At 62.6% G+C, this 17,637-nt stretch carries 11 protein-coding genes; 9 read left to right on the top strand and 2 right to left on the bottom strand.

The window, feature by feature from the left end:
• Nucleotides 1-698: 698 nt before the first annotated feature.
• Nucleotides 699-3,650, top strand: coding sequence for a glycoside hydrolase family 3 C-terminal domain-containing protein (locus tag CIC07_RS22320; protein ID WP_076357896.1), 2,952 nt, complete (start codon nt 699-701; stop codon nt 3,648-3,650).
• A 167-nt stretch (nt 3,651-3,817) separates the two neighbouring features.
• Here CIC07_RS22320 and CIC07_RS22315 read toward each other — a convergent pair whose 3' ends face one another.
• Entirely contained in the window at nt 3,818-4,108 is a 291-nt protein-coding gene (locus CIC07_RS22315) for a DUF3817 domain-containing protein (protein WP_076357897.1), read from the bottom strand.
• A gap of 128 nt (nt 4,109-4,236) precedes the next feature.
• Entirely contained in the window at nt 4,237-5,151 is a 915-nt protein-coding gene (locus CIC07_RS22310) for an AraC family transcriptional regulator (RefSeq protein WP_076357898.1), read from the bottom strand.
• A 142-nt stretch (nt 5,152-5,293) separates the two neighbouring features.
• Here CIC07_RS22310 and yicI point away from each other — a divergent pair, with 142 nt between their 5' ends.
• The 8 genes from yicI (at nt 5,294) to CIC07_RS22270 (ending at nt 17,542) form a co-directional block, all read left to right on the top strand.
• Nucleotides 5,294-7,630: an alpha-xylosidase gene (gene yicI, locus CIC07_RS22305; protein WP_076357899.1), complete on the top strand. Its 2,337-nt coding sequence runs from the start codon at nt 5,294-5,296 to the stop codon at nt 7,628-7,630.
• A gap of 450 nt (nt 7,631-8,080) precedes the next feature.
• Nucleotides 8,081-9,061: an ABC transporter permease gene (locus tag CIC07_RS22300; RefSeq protein ID WP_076358057.1), complete on the top strand. Its 981-nt coding sequence runs from the start codon at nt 8,081-8,083 to the stop codon at nt 9,059-9,061.
• A 14-nt stretch (nt 9,062-9,075) separates the two neighbouring features.
• Entirely contained in the window at nt 9,076-9,978 is a 903-nt protein-coding gene (locus tag CIC07_RS22295; protein ID WP_076357900.1) for a carbohydrate ABC transporter permease, read from the top strand.
• A gap of 176 nt (nt 9,979-10,154) precedes the next feature.
• Nucleotides 10,155-11,897, top strand: a complete 1,743-nt coding sequence (locus CIC07_RS22290) for an ABC transporter substrate-binding protein (RefSeq protein ID WP_234992992.1) — start codon at nt 10,155-10,157, stop codon at nt 11,895-11,897.
• A gap of 231 nt (nt 11,898-12,128) precedes the next feature.
• On the top strand, nt 12,129-13,925 hold the full coding sequence (locus CIC07_RS22285) for a sensor histidine kinase (RefSeq protein WP_234992976.1): 1,797 nt from the start codon (nt 12,129-12,131) through the stop codon (nt 13,923-13,925).
• Between the two features lie 3 nt (nt 13,926-13,928).
• Nucleotides 13,929-15,542 (top strand): response regulator transcription factor, encoded by a 1,614-nt coding sequence (locus CIC07_RS22280; protein ID WP_076357902.1) that lies wholly within the window; start codon nt 13,929-13,931, stop codon nt 15,540-15,542.
• 188 nt (nt 15,543-15,730) lie between these two features.
• Entirely contained in the window at nt 15,731-16,585 is an 855-nt protein-coding gene (locus tag CIC07_RS22275) for a helix-turn-helix transcriptional regulator (RefSeq protein WP_076357903.1), read from the top strand.
• A 282-nt stretch (nt 16,586-16,867) separates the two neighbouring features.
• Nucleotides 16,868-17,542 carry an SOS response-associated peptidase gene (locus tag CIC07_RS22270; RefSeq protein ID WP_076357904.1) on the top strand — a complete coding sequence of 225 codons (675 nt, stop codon included), beginning with the start codon at nt 16,868-16,870 and terminating at the stop codon, nt 17,540-17,542.
• The last annotated feature ends 95 nt before the right edge of the window (nt 17,543-17,637 follow it).

Genomic DNA, 17,637 nt, shown 5'->3' with positions numbered 1-17,637 from the left:
AAGAGGCGGAGCCAGCTGGTTGGAACCCGTCCCATTTTGTACGCATTGATGTCGAGTTCCTTCACTTTGCCTTTCAGCGGGCTGCCGATAGGAACGCTAATGAAGCGCTATCGAACTGCCGATCGGACTGAAGATTGAACTGAAGATTGAACCTGACGGTTGAACTGACGGTTGAAATGACGATTGAATAGCTGATCGAACTGCGAATTGAACCGCTAGTCGGACATACGATCCGCTATTTCAGCGAAAATCGCATGACGGCGGCTGTATCGGACATACGATCAGCGAAAATCGCATGACGGCGGCTGTATCGGACATACGATCCCTTATTTCACAAAATCCTATTGCTATAAGAATATTAACGACAAAATAGCGGATCGTATGTCCGCTAACGTTTAAATAGGCCAAAAATCAATGGAATAGCGGAACCTATGTCCGATAGGAGAAAAAGAGATGGTTAGAATGTTTTTTAATATCGATAAAACAATATGAAACCCGCCGTGCAGACATTCAATATTGAAACTGGAAAGGCGCAAGGATGCAGGCAGGCATTCAATCGCCTCGACACTAAATTCAACATGAAAACGCCATCAATTTGCGGGGTACCGGAAGCGGCCGTACGACCTTATGCTAGTCTCAGTCCTCTTTTGCCCGGGAAGGGCAGAGAGAAATCGAGACGAGACAAGGAGCTGCCGACCATGAGCACCGGAACGTACGCGTATCCCTTTCTTAACCCTGGCCTGCCGCTCAAGGAGCGGGCGAAGAGCCTCGTAGCCCTGCTGACGCTGGAGGAGAAGATCTCGCTGATGAGCCAGTATCAGGCAGAGATTCCGCGCCTCGGCATCGCCAAATACAAACATGGAACCGAGGGGGCGCACGGCATCGCCTGGCTCGGGGAAGCGACCGTGTTCCCGCAGCCGATTGGGCTTGCCGCCACCTGGAACGACGAGCTCATGAAAGAGATCGGAAAGGCCATCTCCGAGGAGGCGAGGGTGTATTACGGCCGCGATCCGGAGCGCAACGGCTTGACGATCTGGGCTCCGACGGTCGACATGGAGCGGGACCCGCGCTGGGGGCGCACGGAGGAGGCCTACGGAGAGGATCCTTATTTGACGGGCAAGCTGACGGCTTCGCTGGTGCGGGGCATGCAGGGAGACGATCCGTTCTATCTGCGGGCTGCGGCGACGCTGAAGCATTTCTACGCCAACAACAACGAGAAGGAGCGCGGCTTCTTCTCCGCAAGCATCGATCCCCGCAACAAGCGGGAGTATTACCTCAAGGCATTCGAGCCGGCGTTCCGCGAGGGCGGGGCGGTCTCCATGATGACGGCTTACAACAGCGTCAACGGGATCCCTTGCAATCTGCTCGAGGACGTCAACGGCATCGTTCGGGACGAGTGGGGCATGGACGGCTTTGTCGTCAGCGACGCAGGCGACGTGCTTGGAACCGTGAACGATCACGGCTTCCTGGCTTCGTATGCCGAGGCGGTGGCGCAGTCCATCCGCAGCGGCATCGACAGCATCACCGACGACTCCGAGACGGTGCATCGGGCTGTGCGGGACGCGCTGGATCGAGGGCTGCTGGATGAGGGCGACCTCGACCGCGCGCTCGTCCATACGTTCTCGGTGCGGATTCGGCTAGGCGAATGGGATGCGGAAAATCCATACGCGGACGTGCCGGAATCGCGGCTGTGCGCTCCGGAGCACGCAGCCCTGGCGCGCAGAGCGGCCAGAGAGTCGGTCGTGCTGCTGCGCAACGAAGCTCCGGACGGGGCTCCGGAATTTCCGCGCAGCGGGTCCCGGGGCGTGACTCCATTGCTGCCGCTGCCGGCGGACGGCTCCATCGCGGTCATCGGGCCGCTGGCGGACGAGGCGTTCGTCGATTGGTACAGCGGCACTCCGCCATACCGGGTAACACCGCTGGCGGGCATCCGCGAACGGCTTGGCTCTGCGGGCGAAGCAGATTTTCAAACGGGTAGCGACATCGTCCGGCTGCGCAGCCTGTCGAGCGGCCGTTATGTCGGTCAAGCACGGGCTTTGACGGCGGATGCAGAGAACAGCGAGTCGGCCGAGACCTTCGAGCGGACGGATTGGGGCTGCGGCAATCTCACTCTTCGCGCCCTTTCCAGCGGCCTGCTCGTCACGGAAGGGGAAGAGGGGCTGGAAGCTGCGGCTGCAGAGGCACGCGGCTGGTTCGTGAAGGAAGTATTCTCCCTGAAGGAGGAAGAAGAAGGCGGTCTGCTGCTGACCTGGAACGGCACGCCGGTCGGCATGGCTGCCGAAGGCAGGCTGATGCCGGTCTCTCAGGACGGGCCGGAGAATTTCGACGCTGCCGACGCCGCCAATCCCGGTGCCGCCGAGGAGGCGGCAAGAGCCGAGCGCATGAGGCGGCGGCAAAAGCCGTCCAAGCCGGAGCGGTTCGCGATCGAGATCGTCAGCCGCGGTCTGGAGACGGCTGCAGCGGCAGCGGCGGCTGCATCGGCCGCCGTCATCGTCGTCGGCAACCAGCCGTTCATCGGGGGCAAGGAGGATGCCGACCGTACGGGCTTGGCGCTGGCGGAATCGCAGCAAGCTCTTATCCGGGCGGTTGCGGCCGCCAATCCGCGGACGGCAGTCGTGCTCGTGAGCAGCTATCCGTTCGCGCTGGAAGGGACGGAGGAGGCCGTACCTTCCCTGCTGCAGGTATGCCATGCAGGACAGGAGCTCGGAAGCGCGGTGGCGGGAGCGCTGTTCGGGGATTACAGCCCGGCGGGCCGCCTGCCGATGACCTGGTACCGCTCCGAGGAAGGGCTGCCGCCGCTGTTCGACTACGATGTGATCCGGCAGGGCCGCACGTATCAATATTGGCCGGGCGAGGTGCTGTATCCGTTCGGGCACGGACTGTCCTATTCCGAATTCCGCTACGGCGGACTGACCGTCGACCGCGAAGCCGTCGCAGCCGGAGAGACGGCTCTCGTCTCGCTTGAGGTCGCCAATACAGGCAAAATGGCAGCGGACGAGGTCGTCCAGCTGTATGTCCGGGTAGAGGGCTCCCGCGTCAAGCGGCCGCTTCGCAAGCTGGCCGGGTTCAAGCGAGTGGCGCTGCAGCCGGGAGAGACGGCGACGGTTCCGTTCGCGCTCGACAGCCGGGAGCTGGAAGTGTGGGACGTGACACGCGGCCGCTTCGCGCTGGAGCGCGGCCGCTGCATGCTGATGGCCGGAGCGAGCTCGGCCGATATCCGCTGCATGGCGGAGCTGGACATCGCCGGGGAAGAGATCCCGCCGCGGAGCTTGAACCTGTGGACCCCGGCCGTTCATTACGATGATTGCGGATCGATCCGCATCGATGCGTGCACGGAAGGCGGCGACAGCGCGGCACCTGCCGGCGGGAGCGGCTGGCTGCTGTTCCGCGACTGCCTGCTGCCTGAGGGAGAAGCGGTCTTCGAGGCTCGCGTCGCCGGTGCGGGAGCCGGCATGATCGAGCTGCGCCTGGACGGCCCGGAAGGGCCGCTCGTCGGCCGCTGCCCGGTGCCCCGCACCGGAGGGCCGCAGGCCTGGACACATCTGGAGGAAAAGGTGACGCTGCCCGCGAGCCCGGAAGGCATGGAGCGAAGAACGCTTGCCCTCTTGCCGAGCGGAGATGTCCGCTTGTCGAGGTTCCGGCTTGGATAAGGCTGTGAAAAGGCTGCAACAGGCATAAAAAACAAGGGCTGTATCCGAGCGCGATGCTCCGGATACAGCCCTTGTTCCGCTTGCCGTCACGCCGCGCGGAAAAAAGCCGCTGACCAGCCGAAGGCGGGCAAGCGGCGATTTCCCTTGCGTCCGAACAGGCCGGGCAGTTATGGATTTTTCCGGATGCGCGAGTCCAGCACGAACGTGCCGAAAGGGATGAAGGCGGCTGCGAACGCTCCGGCGACGCGCATCAGCTTCCAGCGGGCGGCGATGACGGCATGCAGCAGGGCGAACATATAGAGGACGAACAGGGCTCCGTGCGCTCCTCCTACGATCGTCACGCCCGCATGCCAGTCTCCCCAATATTTCAGAGGCATGGCGATGAAGAGCAGGATCAGGAAGGAGGAGCCTTCGAGCAGGCTGATGAGACGGAAGCGACCGACGGCACTGGTAAGCATAGAGAGCCTCCTAGGCGGTTTCTTGGACATGAGTCGTCTCTAGGTAACACGCTCGGAGGGAGGCTTGGTTTCGCTCCAATCGGCAGCAAATGTGACAACTGTGGGTCGGGAGAAATCGCAAGCGCGGCTTACCGGGCCGGTTCGCGCCGCCGCCGGAAGTCCGATGGCGTGCTTTTCATCGCCGCTTGGAAGCTGCGGATGAAGTAGCTGACGTTGTCGAAGCCGGTCTCCAGCGCGATATCGGCTATCCGGCGGTCCGTCTCCCGGAGCAGCAGCGCGGCCTGCCTGATCCGGTACGCCTTGATGTACCCGATCGGGGTCTGGCCGGTCATGCCGCGGAAAAAGCGGATGAACTGCCCTTCGCTGAGCGGGATGAGCGCGGCAAGCTCGGCGATCCGGATGGGCTGGCCGTAGTGGAGCCGGATAAACTCGATAACCCGCTTCAGCCGCTCGACCTTGAGCGCGTCGCCTTCGGGCGGGCGGGCCGCTTCGTGACGGATCCGCCGGTCCGCCGCTTCCCCGTCCGCATGCAGGACGGCCAGCATGAGCAGCAGCCGTCCCTTCACCTCGGCTTCGTATCCGGGCTTCTGCTCCCGGCAAGCCTTGCGGATGGCCGCAAGCTCCTCCAGCAGGCCGCTTCCGAGGCCGGCATCGGGCAGAGCGCGGCGGGGGAACGTCGCGGAGCGGTCCCGCAGCGGCTGGATCAGCTTCTCTTCTACGGCATCATAGACGGCCCCGGACAGCAGGGCGGGATCGAATACGAGCGCATAGAAGCTGCATCCTGCGGAGCCGCTGGCATGCCCGGCATGCAGCTCCCCGGCGTCCACGAACGCGGCCTCGCCGGCCTGGAGCACGAGCGTGTCCACCCCGACCTGGAACCGCACCTCGCCCTCCGCCACATAAAACCATTCCATCTCGTTGTGCCAGTGCGCGTCGACGACATGCTCGCCGGGACCGTACCGGTATTCATAGCTTCCGAACAGCCTCCCGGCTCCGTCCCGGACGTTCTCTTCCTTGAATAAGCTTCGGTCGAGCTCTTCCATGTTCCCAGCCCCTTTGAAGGTCATGAACAATACATCAGAATCGTGCAATAAAATGCGCGATTATATGCAAGATTCATCTTGAATGCCGCCGTATACTGTTATTATAACGCTTACAATTCACGGGATAAAGGATGGGTGCGAAGTGAAATTCACGGACGGAAACTGGCTGATCCGGGAGGGCTACTCCGTAGAGAGCGCCATGCAGGTTCACGATTGCCGGGCTGAAGACGGGGTGCTGACGGCTTATGCCTCCACGACGCCGCTGACGGGACGGGGCAGCATGATCAATACGCAGCTGCTGACGATCCGCTTCCACTCCCCGCTGCCGGGAGTGATCGGGGTCAAGCTGAGTCATTTCGAGGGTGCCGTCGACCGCGGGCCGCATTTCGGGCTTCATGGCGGGGATGCCGCCGCTGCCGGACATGCCGAGACGACGGAGACGGACGCCTACGCGGAGCTGAAGAGCGGGAATCTGAGCGTGCGGATCGACAAGGGCGGGCAGTGCTCGGTTTCGTTCTTCCGCAGCGGAGAGCGCTTGACGGGCAGCGGCTTCAAGTCGATCGCCCATGTGACGGGTCCGGACGGAGAAGCCTACATGCGCGAGGAGCTGGACCTGTCGGTCGGCGAGCTCGTCTACGGGCTCGGCGAGCGCTTCACCGCCTTCGTGAAGAACGGCCAGGCCGTCGACATCTGGAACAGGGATGGAGGCACGAGCTCGGAGCAGGCCTACAAGAACATTCCTTTTTACCTGACGAGCCGAGGCTATGGAGTGTTCATCAACGATCCCGGCGCGGTCTCGCTGGAGATCGCCTCGGAAAAGGTGAAGAAGGTGCAGTTCAGCATTCCCGGCGAAGCGCTTGAATACTTCGTCATCGACGGACCGACGCCGAAGGAGGTGCTCGGCCGCTACACGGATCTGACCGGCAAGCCGGCGCTGCCGCCGGCCTGGACGTTCGGGCTATGGCTGTCGACCTCGTTCACGACGGAGTATGACGAGGCGACGGTGAACGCCTTCGTGGACGGCATGGCGGAGCGGGATCTGCCGCTGTCGGTTTTCCATTTCGACTGCTTCTGGATGAAGGAATTCCACTGGACGGACTTCAAATGGGACGAGAGGGTATTCCCGGATCCGGCCGGCATGCTGGCGCGCCTCAAGGAGAAGGGGCTCAAGATCTGCGTCTGGATCAACCCGTACATCGGGCAGCGCTCGCGGCTGTTCGAGGAAGGGCGGAGCAGGGGCTATCTGGTGCGCAAGCCGAACGGCGACGTCTGGCAGACCAATCTGTGGCAGCCGGGCATGGCGCTGGTCGACTTCACGAATCCGGATGCCTGCGCCTGGTACGCCGGGTACCTCGACGAGCTGATGGACATGGGCGTGGACAGCTTCAAGACGGACTTCGGCGAGCGCATCCCGACGGATGTCGCCTACCAGGACGGAGCCCATCCCGAGGGCATGCACAACTACTACACCTTCCTCTACAACAAGGTCGTATTCGAGGCGCTGGAGCGCAAGCTCGGCCGCGGCGAGGCCGCTGTGTTCGCCCGTTCGGCGACGGCGGGCGGCCAGCAGTTCCCGGTCCACTGGGGCGGAGACTGCTACGCGGATTACGAGTCGATGGCAGAGAGCCTGCGGGGCGGCCTGTCGCTCGGGCTGAGCGGCTTCGGCTTCTGGAGCCACGACATCGGCGGCTTCGAGAACACCGCCCCGGCGCATGTGTTCAAGCGCTGGCTGCAGTTCGGCCTGCTGTCCACCCACAGCAGGCTGCACGGAAGCACGTCGTACCGGGTGCCTTGGGCCTACGACGAGGAATCCGTCGAAGTGACGCGGACGTTCACCAAGCTGAAAATGAAGTTGATGCCTTACCTCTACAGCGTTGCCGTCGAAGCGCGGGAGCAAGGCGTGCCCGGCATGCGCGCCATGCTGCTGGAGTTCCCGGAGGATCCGGCGGCGGAAACGCTGGACCGCCAGTACATGCTCGGCGGCTCGCTGCTGGTCGCGCCGGTATTCTCGGAGTCCGGCGACGTCAGCTACTACGTGCCGGAAGGCCGATGGACCTCGCTGCTCACCGGCGAAGCCGTCGAGGGCGGACGCTGGCGCAAGGAACGCCACGGCTTCCTCAGCCTGCCGCTGCTCGTGCGGCCGAACACGCTGCTCGCGCTCGGCGCGGTCGACAGCCGTCCGGACTACGACTACGCCGATTCCGTAGAGCTGGCGCTGTACGCGCTGGAGGACGGAGCGAGCGCGAGCGCGGCCGTATGCGATACGTCCGGAGCGGTGCAGCTGAAGGCGCAGGTCAGCCGCTCGGGCAGCCGCCTCGAGCTGCGCGCGAGCGGTTCCGGCAAGCCGCTGCGCCTCTCGCTGCACGGAGGAACCGGCGAGATCGCAGAGGTTGCCGGAGAAGGAGCGCGGCTTGCGGATGGAGCCGTCGTCCTGGACGGCTTCGCTGGAGAAGCGTCAGCCGTCATCATCCTGCGCTGACCGGCGGTCGGAAGGACAGCCGGGCCGTGCAGCAAGTCTTCGACTGGAATTCTCGTTTCATCTTCGATGACCCTGAATGAGAAAAAGGCCCTTTAAGCGCAGAAGCACACTTAAAGGGCCTTTCGTTTGTTCCGCGAACAGCTTTGCGGCGTCGTCCACGGCAGGAAATGCCGGTGCCGCGTCCCTGCCCGGCTGCCGATCCCTTCGGCCAGATCATCGCCGAACTCGACAGCTTATCACATGTCCAAGGGGCGGGCCAAAGGAAGAGGCTGGGATGGGAAGGAATGCGCTTTCAGAAATCTCTAATTTTGACCTGATTTTCGCTCCGATCCCTCCGGTAGGAAGGCCCGGGTGAATGCGTTACCATGAATGGCATAGGGAAACAGCAAGCGTGGAGATGCCCGGGCGCAGCTGCCGGGACGCCGCGGAAAGAAAGGAAGGATGGAGCTTGTGAAAGCGCTGACAGACAAGCATCCGGCTGCCGGTCCGGATGGAGCCGCACTAGCCGCAAGCTCGGGCCCGGCCCGGTTCTGGAAAGTAATGAAGTCACAGAAGTACTTGTATTTCATGTCGATCCCGTTTGTGATCTGGGTGTTCGTGTTCAGCTACATGCCCCTCTGGGGATGGACGATGGCGTTCCAGGATTTCAAGGCCGGCAAGACGTTCGGCGAGCAGAAATGGGTCGGTTTCAAGCATTTCCAGGAGCTGTTCACCGACGAGCGCTTCTACCTCGTGCTGCGCAACACCTTGGCGATGAGCCTCATGGGCCTGATCGTAGGCTTCGTCGTCCCGATCCTGTTCGCGGTGCTGCTGAACGAGGTGAAGGGGCGGATCTTCAAGCGGACGGTGCAGACGATCTCTTATCTGCCTCACTTCGTCTCCTGGGTCGTCGTAGCGGGCATCGTGACCAAAATGCTGTCGACCGACAGCGGAGCCGTCAACAGCCTGCTCATGTGGCTGCATATCACGGACGAGCCGATCCAGTTCATGGCCAAAGGAAACTGGTTCTGGAGCATCGTGACCGCCTCCGACCTGTGGAAGGAGCTCGGCTGGAGCGCGATCATCTATCTTGCGGCCATCGCAGGCATCGACCCGGAGCTGTATGAGGCTTCGAGAGTGGACGGAGCGAACCGGCTGCGGCAGATGTGGCACATCACGCTGCCCGGCATCCGCACGACGATCTCGGTGCTGCTCATCATGAGCATCGGGCATCTCATCAGCATCGGCTTCGAGAAGCAGTTCCTGCTCGGCAACAATCTGGTCAAGGATTACTCGGAGGTGCTGGATCTGTACGCCCTCAATTACGGGCTCAGCCTGGCGAGGTTCTCCTTCGGCACCGCAATCAGCATCTTCAACTCCGTCGTGAGCATCTTCCTCCTGTTCCTGGCGAACGGCGTGCTGAAGAAGGTCACGAAGGAAAGCATCATGTAAAGGGGGGACCACCGATGAACAAGGCTTTCAACGCCACACGCGGCGAACGGGCATTCGACGTCATCAATATACTCATCATGCTGCTGCTCGTCTCCGTCACGCTGTATCCCTTCCTGAACGTGCTGGCGATCTCGCTGAACGATTCGCAGGATACGGTCAGAGGCGGCATCAGCCTGTGGCCCCGGCAGTTCACGCTGGAGAACTACAAGGTGATCTTCGCCTACCAGGGGCTGCTGCAAGGCTTCAAGGTTTCCATTATGAGGACGGTCGTCGGCACCGTGCTGGGACTGCTGAGCGCCTCGATGCTGGCCTTCACGCTCAGCCGCGCCGACTTCCAGGCGCGCCGCTTCATCTCGGTGTTCCTGGCGCTGACGATGTACGTCTCCGGAGGCTTGATTCCGGTCTACATCCTGATGCGGGACCTGCATCTGATCGGCACGTTCTGGGTGTACGTCCTGCCTGGAATGGTCGGGGCGTTCAACGTCTTCGTCATCCGCTCCTTCATCGACGGCCTGCCGTTCGCGCTGCAGGAATCGGCCAAGCTGGACGGTGCGAACGACTTCACGATCTACTGGCGCATCATTCTGCCGCTCGCCAAGCCTGCGCTCGCGACGATCGCGCTCTTCCTCGCGGTCGGGCAGTGGAACGCCTTTCTCGACACCTATCTGTACAACGGCTCCAACGAGACCTGGACGACGCTGCAGTACGAGCTGATGAAGGTTCTCCAGAGCACGCAGCAGGGCGGAGCGAACATGCGGACCAGCAACGAGGACATGACGAAGCTGATGAACCAGGTGTCGCCGGAATCGATCAAGATGGCGATCACGATCGTGGTGACGGTGCCGATCCTGGCGGTCTATCCGTTCCTGCAGCGGTATTTTGTCGGCGGCATGACGCTTGGAGCCGTCAAGGCGTAAGGCTTCGCCGGGCCATCCCCGCAAAGGCGGGCCGGCTTTTCCGGGAAACAGGGGAAAGTCCGGCCGCGCAGCGCCGATCGGGGAGCCCGTTTTAAATAGAGCAAAATGAATGCGTTTGCTTCGATTCGTTTTCCAGACGGCTTTTTCAGACCACTAGGGAGGTTATGAGCTTGAAGATGCTTAAGATGAGACAAACAAGAGCGACGGCCGTGCTGGTGCTCGCCGGCGTGCTCGCCGTGACGGCAGGCTGCTCGGGCAGCAACAACAACAACGCCGGAGGCAATGCGAACGCCGCCGTGTCCTCGAATACCCAGGGCGGCGCGGCCAACGGGGATGCCGGCCAGCAGGATCTCAAGCCGGTCACGTTCAGCTTCTTCGGAGCCGACGCGAGCCCGAACTGGAACAATATGCAGGATGAAGTCGGCAAAGCCATCACCGAGAAGACCGGCGTCACGATCAAGGCCGAGTACGCGGTATCCGGCGGAGGCACGGACAAAATCTCGCTGATGGCGGCGAGCGGCCAGTATCCGGACATGGTGTTCGCCAAGGGCGACGTCGACAAGCTGGTCGACGCCGGCGCGCTGATCGACCTCACCGACCTCATCGAGAAATACGCCCCGAACCTCAAGAAGGTATACGGCAAATACATGCAGCGCCTCAAGTACAGCAAGGAAGACACATCGATCTACGTGCTGCCGAGCAACGACTCCATCGATCAGACCTACTTCGACGCCGGCGGCGGCTTCGAGCTGCAGCAGCGCGTGCTGAAGGAGCTCGGCTACCCGGAGATCAAGACGCTAGAGGACTACGAGAATGCCCTCAAAACCTACTATGCCAAACATCCGACGACCGACGGCAAGCCGACCATCCCGCTGACGCTGGACACGGACGACTGGCGCATCATGATTACGGGCACCAATCCGGCCTTCCTCGCCACGGGCCTGCCGGACGACGGCGAATACTACATCAATCCGGACACGTACGAGGCTTCGTTCCATATCCGCCGCCCCGAAGAGAGGGAATACTTCCGCTGGCTGAACAAGATGTTCAATGAAGGGCTGCTGGACAAGGAAGCGTTCGTGCAGAAGAGCGACCAGTACAAGTCCAAGATCGCCAGCGGACGCGTGCTCGGCCTGATCGACCAGGAATGGGGCTACGGAGACGCCGAGAACGCGGTCAAGAGCAAGGAAGACGGTGCGTACACGTACGGCCACTTCCCGGTCACGATCTCCGCGGACGTCAAGGATCACAGCTTCGCGCCGACGGGCTTCATGGCGGGCTACGGCATCGCGATCACGAAGGACTGCAAGGATCCCGTCCGCGCGATCCAGTTCCTCGACTGGATGGCTTCCGACGAAGGCCAGGTGCTGCGCAACTGGGGCATCGAAGGCAAGCAGTACAACGTGGAGAACGGCGTCCGCGTCATTCCGGCGGATATCCAGAAGCAGAAAACCGAGGACAACACGAATTTCACCAAAAATACGGGCATCGGGCTGTACTTCGTCTTCGGGCCGCATTACGGCGACGGCGTGAAGGATCCGAGCGGCAGCTACTACACGACGAACTTCCCGGATCAGATCGTGGCGGGCTACACGAATGCCGAGAAGGAAACGCTCAAGGCGTACGGCGCGACGACGTGGAAGGATCTCTTCCCGAAAGAGACCGAGTTCAAGGAGCGTCCTTACGGCGCGGCCTGGAACATCCCGGCGCCATCCGACTCGGATTACAACGTCATCTTCAAGAAGGCGGAAGACATCATCTGGAAGAAGATTCCGGAAGCGGTGCTCGCGAAGCCGGCCGACTTCGACAAGGTGTACGATTCCATGCTGAAGCAGCTGGACGACGTCAACCTGAGCAAGATCGAGAACATCTATACCCAAGCGGTCAAAGACCGCGTGGAGCAGTGGTCGGCCAAGTAATTCCGGCCGCGTCCGAGGCAGCCGTCCCGATTCGGGGAGGGCTGCCTTCGGGTCTTTTTATCCGGGAAGGGAACATCCCGGCTCGTCCCTGCAGGAGCCGCTTTCTGGCCAGGGGGGAGCAGCGGCCGCGCCGCCGGAGCGGGGCCGGAATTTCCCGTTTACCTTTGTAAGCGGTTGCCTTACGATACGGTCTAAGACTATCTTCAGGGATCGAAAGAGAGGCATCCGCAAGTGAGACAAGTCATCACGCAAATCGGCTTCCGGTTCAACAACCTCCGGCTCAAGAGCCAGCTGTTCATCGCCTTCCTGATCGTCGTGCTGATTCCGGTTCTGATCGTGGGCATTTTCCTGACCGCCCAATACCGGAACAACGTGCTGGAGCAGGCGACGCGGCAGACGACGAACAATGTGGACAAGATCGTCACGCAGACTGCGGACATCCTGCGCATTCCGATGGAGCTGTCGGACGATTACATGGTCAGCACGGAGCTGAGCAACCTGGTCAATACCCGGTACGCGACCGTTTTCGACTCCACCCATGCGCTGTGGGAGTTCAACGATTTCCGCAGCGCCGTGAAGCTGTACCGGGAAGTAGACTATATCCGGCTGTATGCGGACAACGCCACCCTTCTGGAAAATTGGGAGTTTCTCCATCTGACGGACGCCGTCCGCGGGACCGATTGGTACCGGGCTGCCAACGCCAAGGACGGCATTCACTGGATGTATACGGCCAACGAAACGAGAAAAGGGCAGAAATCGCTCAGCCTTGTGCGCAGAATCCCTTTCCCGACCTATAAGACAAGCGGCGTTCTCGTCATCGACGTCAATCCGAAGCTGTTCGACACGATGCTGCGCCAGGAGCCCTACGATACGATGATTGTGGACGCCTCGGACACGGTCGCCGCCGCGAAGAACGGCTCGTGGATCGGCAAGAGCCTGTCCCAGCTGGAGTTCCCCGGCCTCGCGGGCAAAGCCGAAGGAACGTACAACATGACCTTCGGCGGCGAGGAATACCGGGTCGTCATCGAGAAGCTGAATCCGGCCTCAAGCGTCAACGGGCTGCGCATCGTGTCCGTGTTCGCGGTGGAGAGCATCGTCGGAGAGGCGAACCGCGTCGCCCGCCTTGGCATGGGCGTGCTGGCCGTGAGCATGGCGATCGCGCTGGTGCTCATCTACATCGTGGCCTCGGTGCTGACCAAGCGCACGCTCGTGCTGTACCGCAACCTGAGCCGGGTCGGCAAGGGCGATCTGCAGGTGTATTCGGACATCCAGGGCAACGACGAGATCGGACTGCTGTCCCGGCAGTTCAACAATATGGTGGCGAGCATCCGCGGGCTGATGGCGGAGGTGGAGGATTCGCACCGGCAGCGGACCGAGCTGGAGGTGAGGCAGAGGGACATCAAGCTCAAGATGATGGCCAGCCAGATCAATCCGCATTTCCTGTTCAATGCGCTGGAATCAATTCGGATGAGGATCCATATGAAGGGCGAGAAGGAAATCGCTTCGGTCGTGCGCATGCTCGGAAGGCTGATCCGCAACAACATCGAGATCGGGCAGCGCCATATTCCTCTCGGCGAGGAGCTGGAGATCGTCCGGTACTACCTGGAAATCCAGAAATTCCGATACGGGGAGGACCGCCTGGAATTCGTCATCGATGTCGAGGAGGACATGTCGCTGACGCTCATCCCGCCGCTGATTTTGCAGCCGCTGGTGGAAAATGCCGTCGTGCACGGCCTGGAGGGCATCGGGGAAGGCGGGCGCATTTCGATTGCGGGAAAAAGATTGCAGGACGGAGGCTTGGAGCTGACCGTCGCCGACAACGGCGTCGGCATGACGCCGGAGCGGCTGCGGGACAACCGGGATGCCCTGGACGATCCAAGCGAGGACAAGCAGCATCGGATCGGGCTGCGCAACGTGCATCAGAGGCTGGTGCTGAATTACGGCCCGGGCAGCGGCCTGAGGCTCGAGAGCAGGGATGGGGAAGGAACGGAGATCAGGCTTCTCATTCCCCGGATGAAGGAGGAATAGCGGATGTACAGCTTGTTGATTGTCGATGACGAGCCGGCGATTCGGGAAGGCATGCAGACGCTGATCGAGTGGGAGCGGCTGGGCTTCCGGGTCGCCGGGCTGGCGGCGGACGGCCTTGAGGGGCTGCGTCTGTACCGGGAGCTGGCCCCGGATCTGATCCTGGTCGATATCCGGATGCCCAGGATGAACGGCCTTGAGCTGGTCGAGGAGATCAGGAGGCGGGATTCCGCCTGCCGGATCATGGTGCTGAGCGGCCATGCCGACTTTTCTTATGCGCAGCAGGCGATCCGCTACGGCATCGAGGGTTATCTGCTGAAGCCGGTCGACGAGGACGAGCTGGAGCAGTATGCGGCGCGCATCGCCAGATCGCTGGATGAGGAGCGGGGGAAGGCGGCCGATCCGGCCAAACGGCGGGAAGAAGCGCTGCTGGCGCTTCTGGCGGGAGATGCGGAAGGGGCGCTGTCGATCGCCGCGGATGCCGGTAGAGCCGGCATGCTTCCCGGCGCCCAAGGCGAAGCCGGCGGGCGGGACGCCTCCGGCGCGGAGCTGTGGCGGCTGCTCCATGGAGGCGCTCCCGGCGGCCGCGTGCTGCTGGCGGAGGCCGGGCTGGCGGACGGCCAGGAGCAGGCGGAATTCAGGCGGAGGCTGGAGGCGGGAGCCGCAGCCCGAGGGCTTGGACCGGTCTTCGAGGCCGGTGCCTCTCTGGGGCTGCTGATTCCAAGCGGGGAATCGGCGCTGCGGTCGGCCGCGAAGCTGCTGGAGGAAAGCGCAGGCGAAGGAGGCTTCACTGCCGCCGCGGGGCGATGCGCGGAGGAGCCGCCGGCAGCCGCGCGTTCGCTGCTGGAGGCGCAGGAGCTGATGGCCTTGCGCTTCCTGCTGGAGCCGGGCCGTATCCATACCGAGCGCCCCGCGATGGTTGCGGCGGAGACCTCGGGCGATGCGGCATCCTCGGCGGCCCGCGCGGCGGATGGAAGAGACGATGCGCGCCTGGCCGAGCTCGCGCTGGCGCTCAGCCGCGCCGTGGAGACGGGCGGCATGTCCGGCATCGTCGCCTCTCTGGACGAGGCGGCGGCCTCGCTGGCGGCCGGGAATGCGTCGCGCCCGGCGTTCTCCTCGGCGATGGCCGAGCTGATGACGCTGGTCATGGCCGAGCTTGGGCGCCATGGCGGCGCTCCTGCGGATGGACGCCACGGCGCCCTTGCGGCGAGCGTCTACCGGCACGCCAAGTGGAGCTCCATGCGCGAGGAGCTGGCGGCCGGACTCTCCGCCGTGCAGCAGTCGCTTGACGCGTCGGACAGCGGCAGCGTCCTGCGGCGCATGACCGGCTTCATCGAGCGCCACTACGGCGAGCCGCTGAGGCTGGAGACGCTGGCCGAGCTGTTCGGGTACAACAGCGGCTACTTGGGCAAGCTGTTCAAAAGCCATACGGGCGTCTCCTTCAACGCCTATCTGGACCGTCTGCGCATCGAGCGGGCGATCGCGATGCTGGAGGGCGGCATGAAGGTGCGCCAGGCCGCGGAGAAGGTCGGCTACGCGAACGTCGATTATTTTCACGCCAAGTTCAAGAAATACACGGGCAAATCCCCTTCCTTCTACAAAAAACCGAGCGAAAGCTGATGGAGTCCGATCGATTTGCTACAATAGATGCATCCGGGAAGCCGGGCCCCTCCAGAGGGAGCCCGGCTTCTGCCGATGCAACGGCCTTGGCGCGCGCCGATCCGGCAGATGCGCCGAAGCCTTGGACAAACAGCCGCAGCCGCCGGAAGCGGCTGCCGGTTTTCTAGAGATTTGGGAGAGATGAAGAAATGCCTGATACAAGACTGTTGACCTTCCGCTGCCCGCCGCTGCCCTTCCTGGTCGAGGCCAGGCGAGCGTCCTACGAAGCGGGAGAGGAGCATCCGAGCCGGACCGAGCTGGGCATGTTCGAGCTGATTCACGTCCGGCGGGGAGCTCTTTCCGTGACGGAAGGAGACAGCACCTGGACGGTGGAGCCGGGACAAGTGCTCCTCCTGCGTCCCGACCGCCCCCGGCTTGGCGCTGGAGCATGCCACGGGGAGACGGAGTTCGACTGGGTTCATTTCCAGTTCCAAGGAGAGTGGGAGGAAACGGCCGAAGGGGACGAGTCCACGCTGGTCGGAGACCATTACACGCATACGGTCAGGCTGCCCAAGCTGATCGCAGGCCTATCGGGCCAGCCTGCCGCCGCAGCCTTCGCCCTGCTGAACGAGGCGGCGTCAAGCCCGGACCACGGGGCTTTCTGGAGCCGGCAGATGAGCCTGCTCGACCTGCTGCGGCAGCTTGAGGCTGCAGGCCGGGCAGGCATCCACCGGGCTTCCGCCTCCGCGGTCGCCGAGCAGGCTGCGGCCTATATGAAGGAGAATTACCGGGAATCCGTCGCGAACGCGGAGCTGGCCGGGGCGCTCGGCTACCACGCGGTCTATATCGCCCGCTGCATGGTGGAGACATTCGGCTGCACTCCGCAGCAATACCTGCTCTATTACCGGCTGGACAGGGCCAAGCTGCTGCTGCTGACGACCGACTGGCCGATTGCCCGCGTCGCCGAGGAGAGCGGCTTCAGGCAGACGCCGCATTTCTCGCGCCTGTTCGCCGCCCATGCGGGCATACCGCCGCATCGCTTCCGCAAGCGGTTCACGCCTTGACTGTTCTGGACGGTTGATGAAGCCGAGGATCAAGCCCGCAAACCATCAACCCGGTCAATGATTCGCAGGCTGAAATGATCAGGTGACCGACCGACATTCCTTGAGGCTTCGGCCTCCGGGATAGCCGCCGCCGCTAACCGGCCGGATCCGTCCACAGCGCTCAGGAGGAGACGGATGGTCTGCGGGATCTCCTTTCCGCCATCCTTCCCGGCACGCGCATAACTTCCCTCCGGTTGCAGATACTGGAAGCGAGACGAACAACCGGGAAGGTGGCCAACAACTATGTGCGTGCGTTTTTCGCTTACGTCTGACATCGAGGAGCTTGAACGCCGGTTCGCAATCCGCGATGCCGTCCGGATTCCGACGATGCGCTACAATATCGCTCCAACTCAGAACGTCCCCGTCATCCGCAACAACCGCCACGGCGTGAGAATCATGGACGACGCCAGATGGGGACTGTTTCCGTTCTGGGCCAAGGATGCCGTCAATGCCGATGTGTCGCTGCTGGAATCCAAGCCATGCTTCAAGCAGATGCTGATCAGCGGCCGCTGCATCATTCCTTGCAGCGGGATGTACGGCTGGCAAAGGGGAGCGGTGGAGAACGGGCCGAAGCAGCCTCGCGCCATGCGGATCATGGTCCAGGGGCAGCCTTTGTTCGCCATGGCCGGCTTGTATGACGAATGGAGGACGCCGGAGGGGGCGCTGATGCGCGCGGCGACGATCGTCACCGTCTCGGCATCCGGCCCGTTGTCCCTGCTGCAGGATCGGATGCCGATCGTGCTGGACGAGGAAGGGCTGGAGGACTGGCTCAATCCGTCGATCCGCGAGTTTTCATTCCTGCGCCGGCATCTGCAGCCGCTCGAGCCTTTCCAGCTGCGCGCCTATCCCGTCAGCAACGCCGTGGACGACGAGCTGTACGAAGCGGCGGATTGCATCGCCGAAATCCGGATGGCTTGAGCCGGCACAGGCATTTACCCGAAACATAGACTAAAAAGGCCGATCTCCGGAGAGAACGGCCTTTTTGGCTTCCGCGAACGCCGACACGGGATCGA

This window comes from Paenibacillus sp. RUD330 (assembly GCF_002243345.2).
Taxonomy (GTDB): Bacteria; Bacillota; Bacilli; order Paenibacillales; family Paenibacillaceae; genus Paenibacillus_O.
This window is presented reverse-complemented; position numbering and strand designations above follow the sequence as displayed.

Excerpts from the sequence above, each read along its gene's own strand:
- CIC07_RS22320 (WP_076357896.1), top strand. The coding sequence starts at position 699 with ATGAGCACCGGAACGTACGCGTATCCCTTTCTTAACCCTGGCCTGCCG.
- CIC07_RS22315 (WP_076357897.1), bottom strand. The coding sequence starts at position 4,108 with ATGCTTACCAGTGCCGTCGGTCGCTTCCGTCTCATCAGCCTGCTCGAA.
- CIC07_RS22310 (WP_076357898.1), bottom strand. The coding sequence starts at position 5,151 with ATGGAAGAGCTCGACCGAAGCTTATTCAAGGAAGAGAACGTCCGGGAC.
- CIC07_RS22295 (WP_076357900.1), top strand. The coding sequence starts at position 9,076 with ATGAACAAGGCTTTCAACGCCACACGCGGCGAACGGGCATTCGACGTC.
- CIC07_RS22290 (WP_234992992.1), top strand. The coding sequence starts at position 10,155 with ATGCTTAAGATGAGACAAACAAGAGCGACGGCCGTGCTGGTGCTCGCC.
- CIC07_RS22280 (WP_076357902.1), top strand. The coding sequence starts at position 13,929 with ATGTACAGCTTGTTGATTGTCGATGACGAGCCGGCGATTCGGGAAGGC.
- CIC07_RS22275 (WP_076357903.1), top strand. The coding sequence starts at position 15,731 with ATGCCTGATACAAGACTGTTGACCTTCCGCTGCCCGCCGCTGCCCTTC.
- CIC07_RS22270 (WP_076357904.1), top strand. The coding sequence starts at position 16,868 with ATGTGCGTGCGTTTTTCGCTTACGTCTGACATCGAGGAGCTTGAACGC.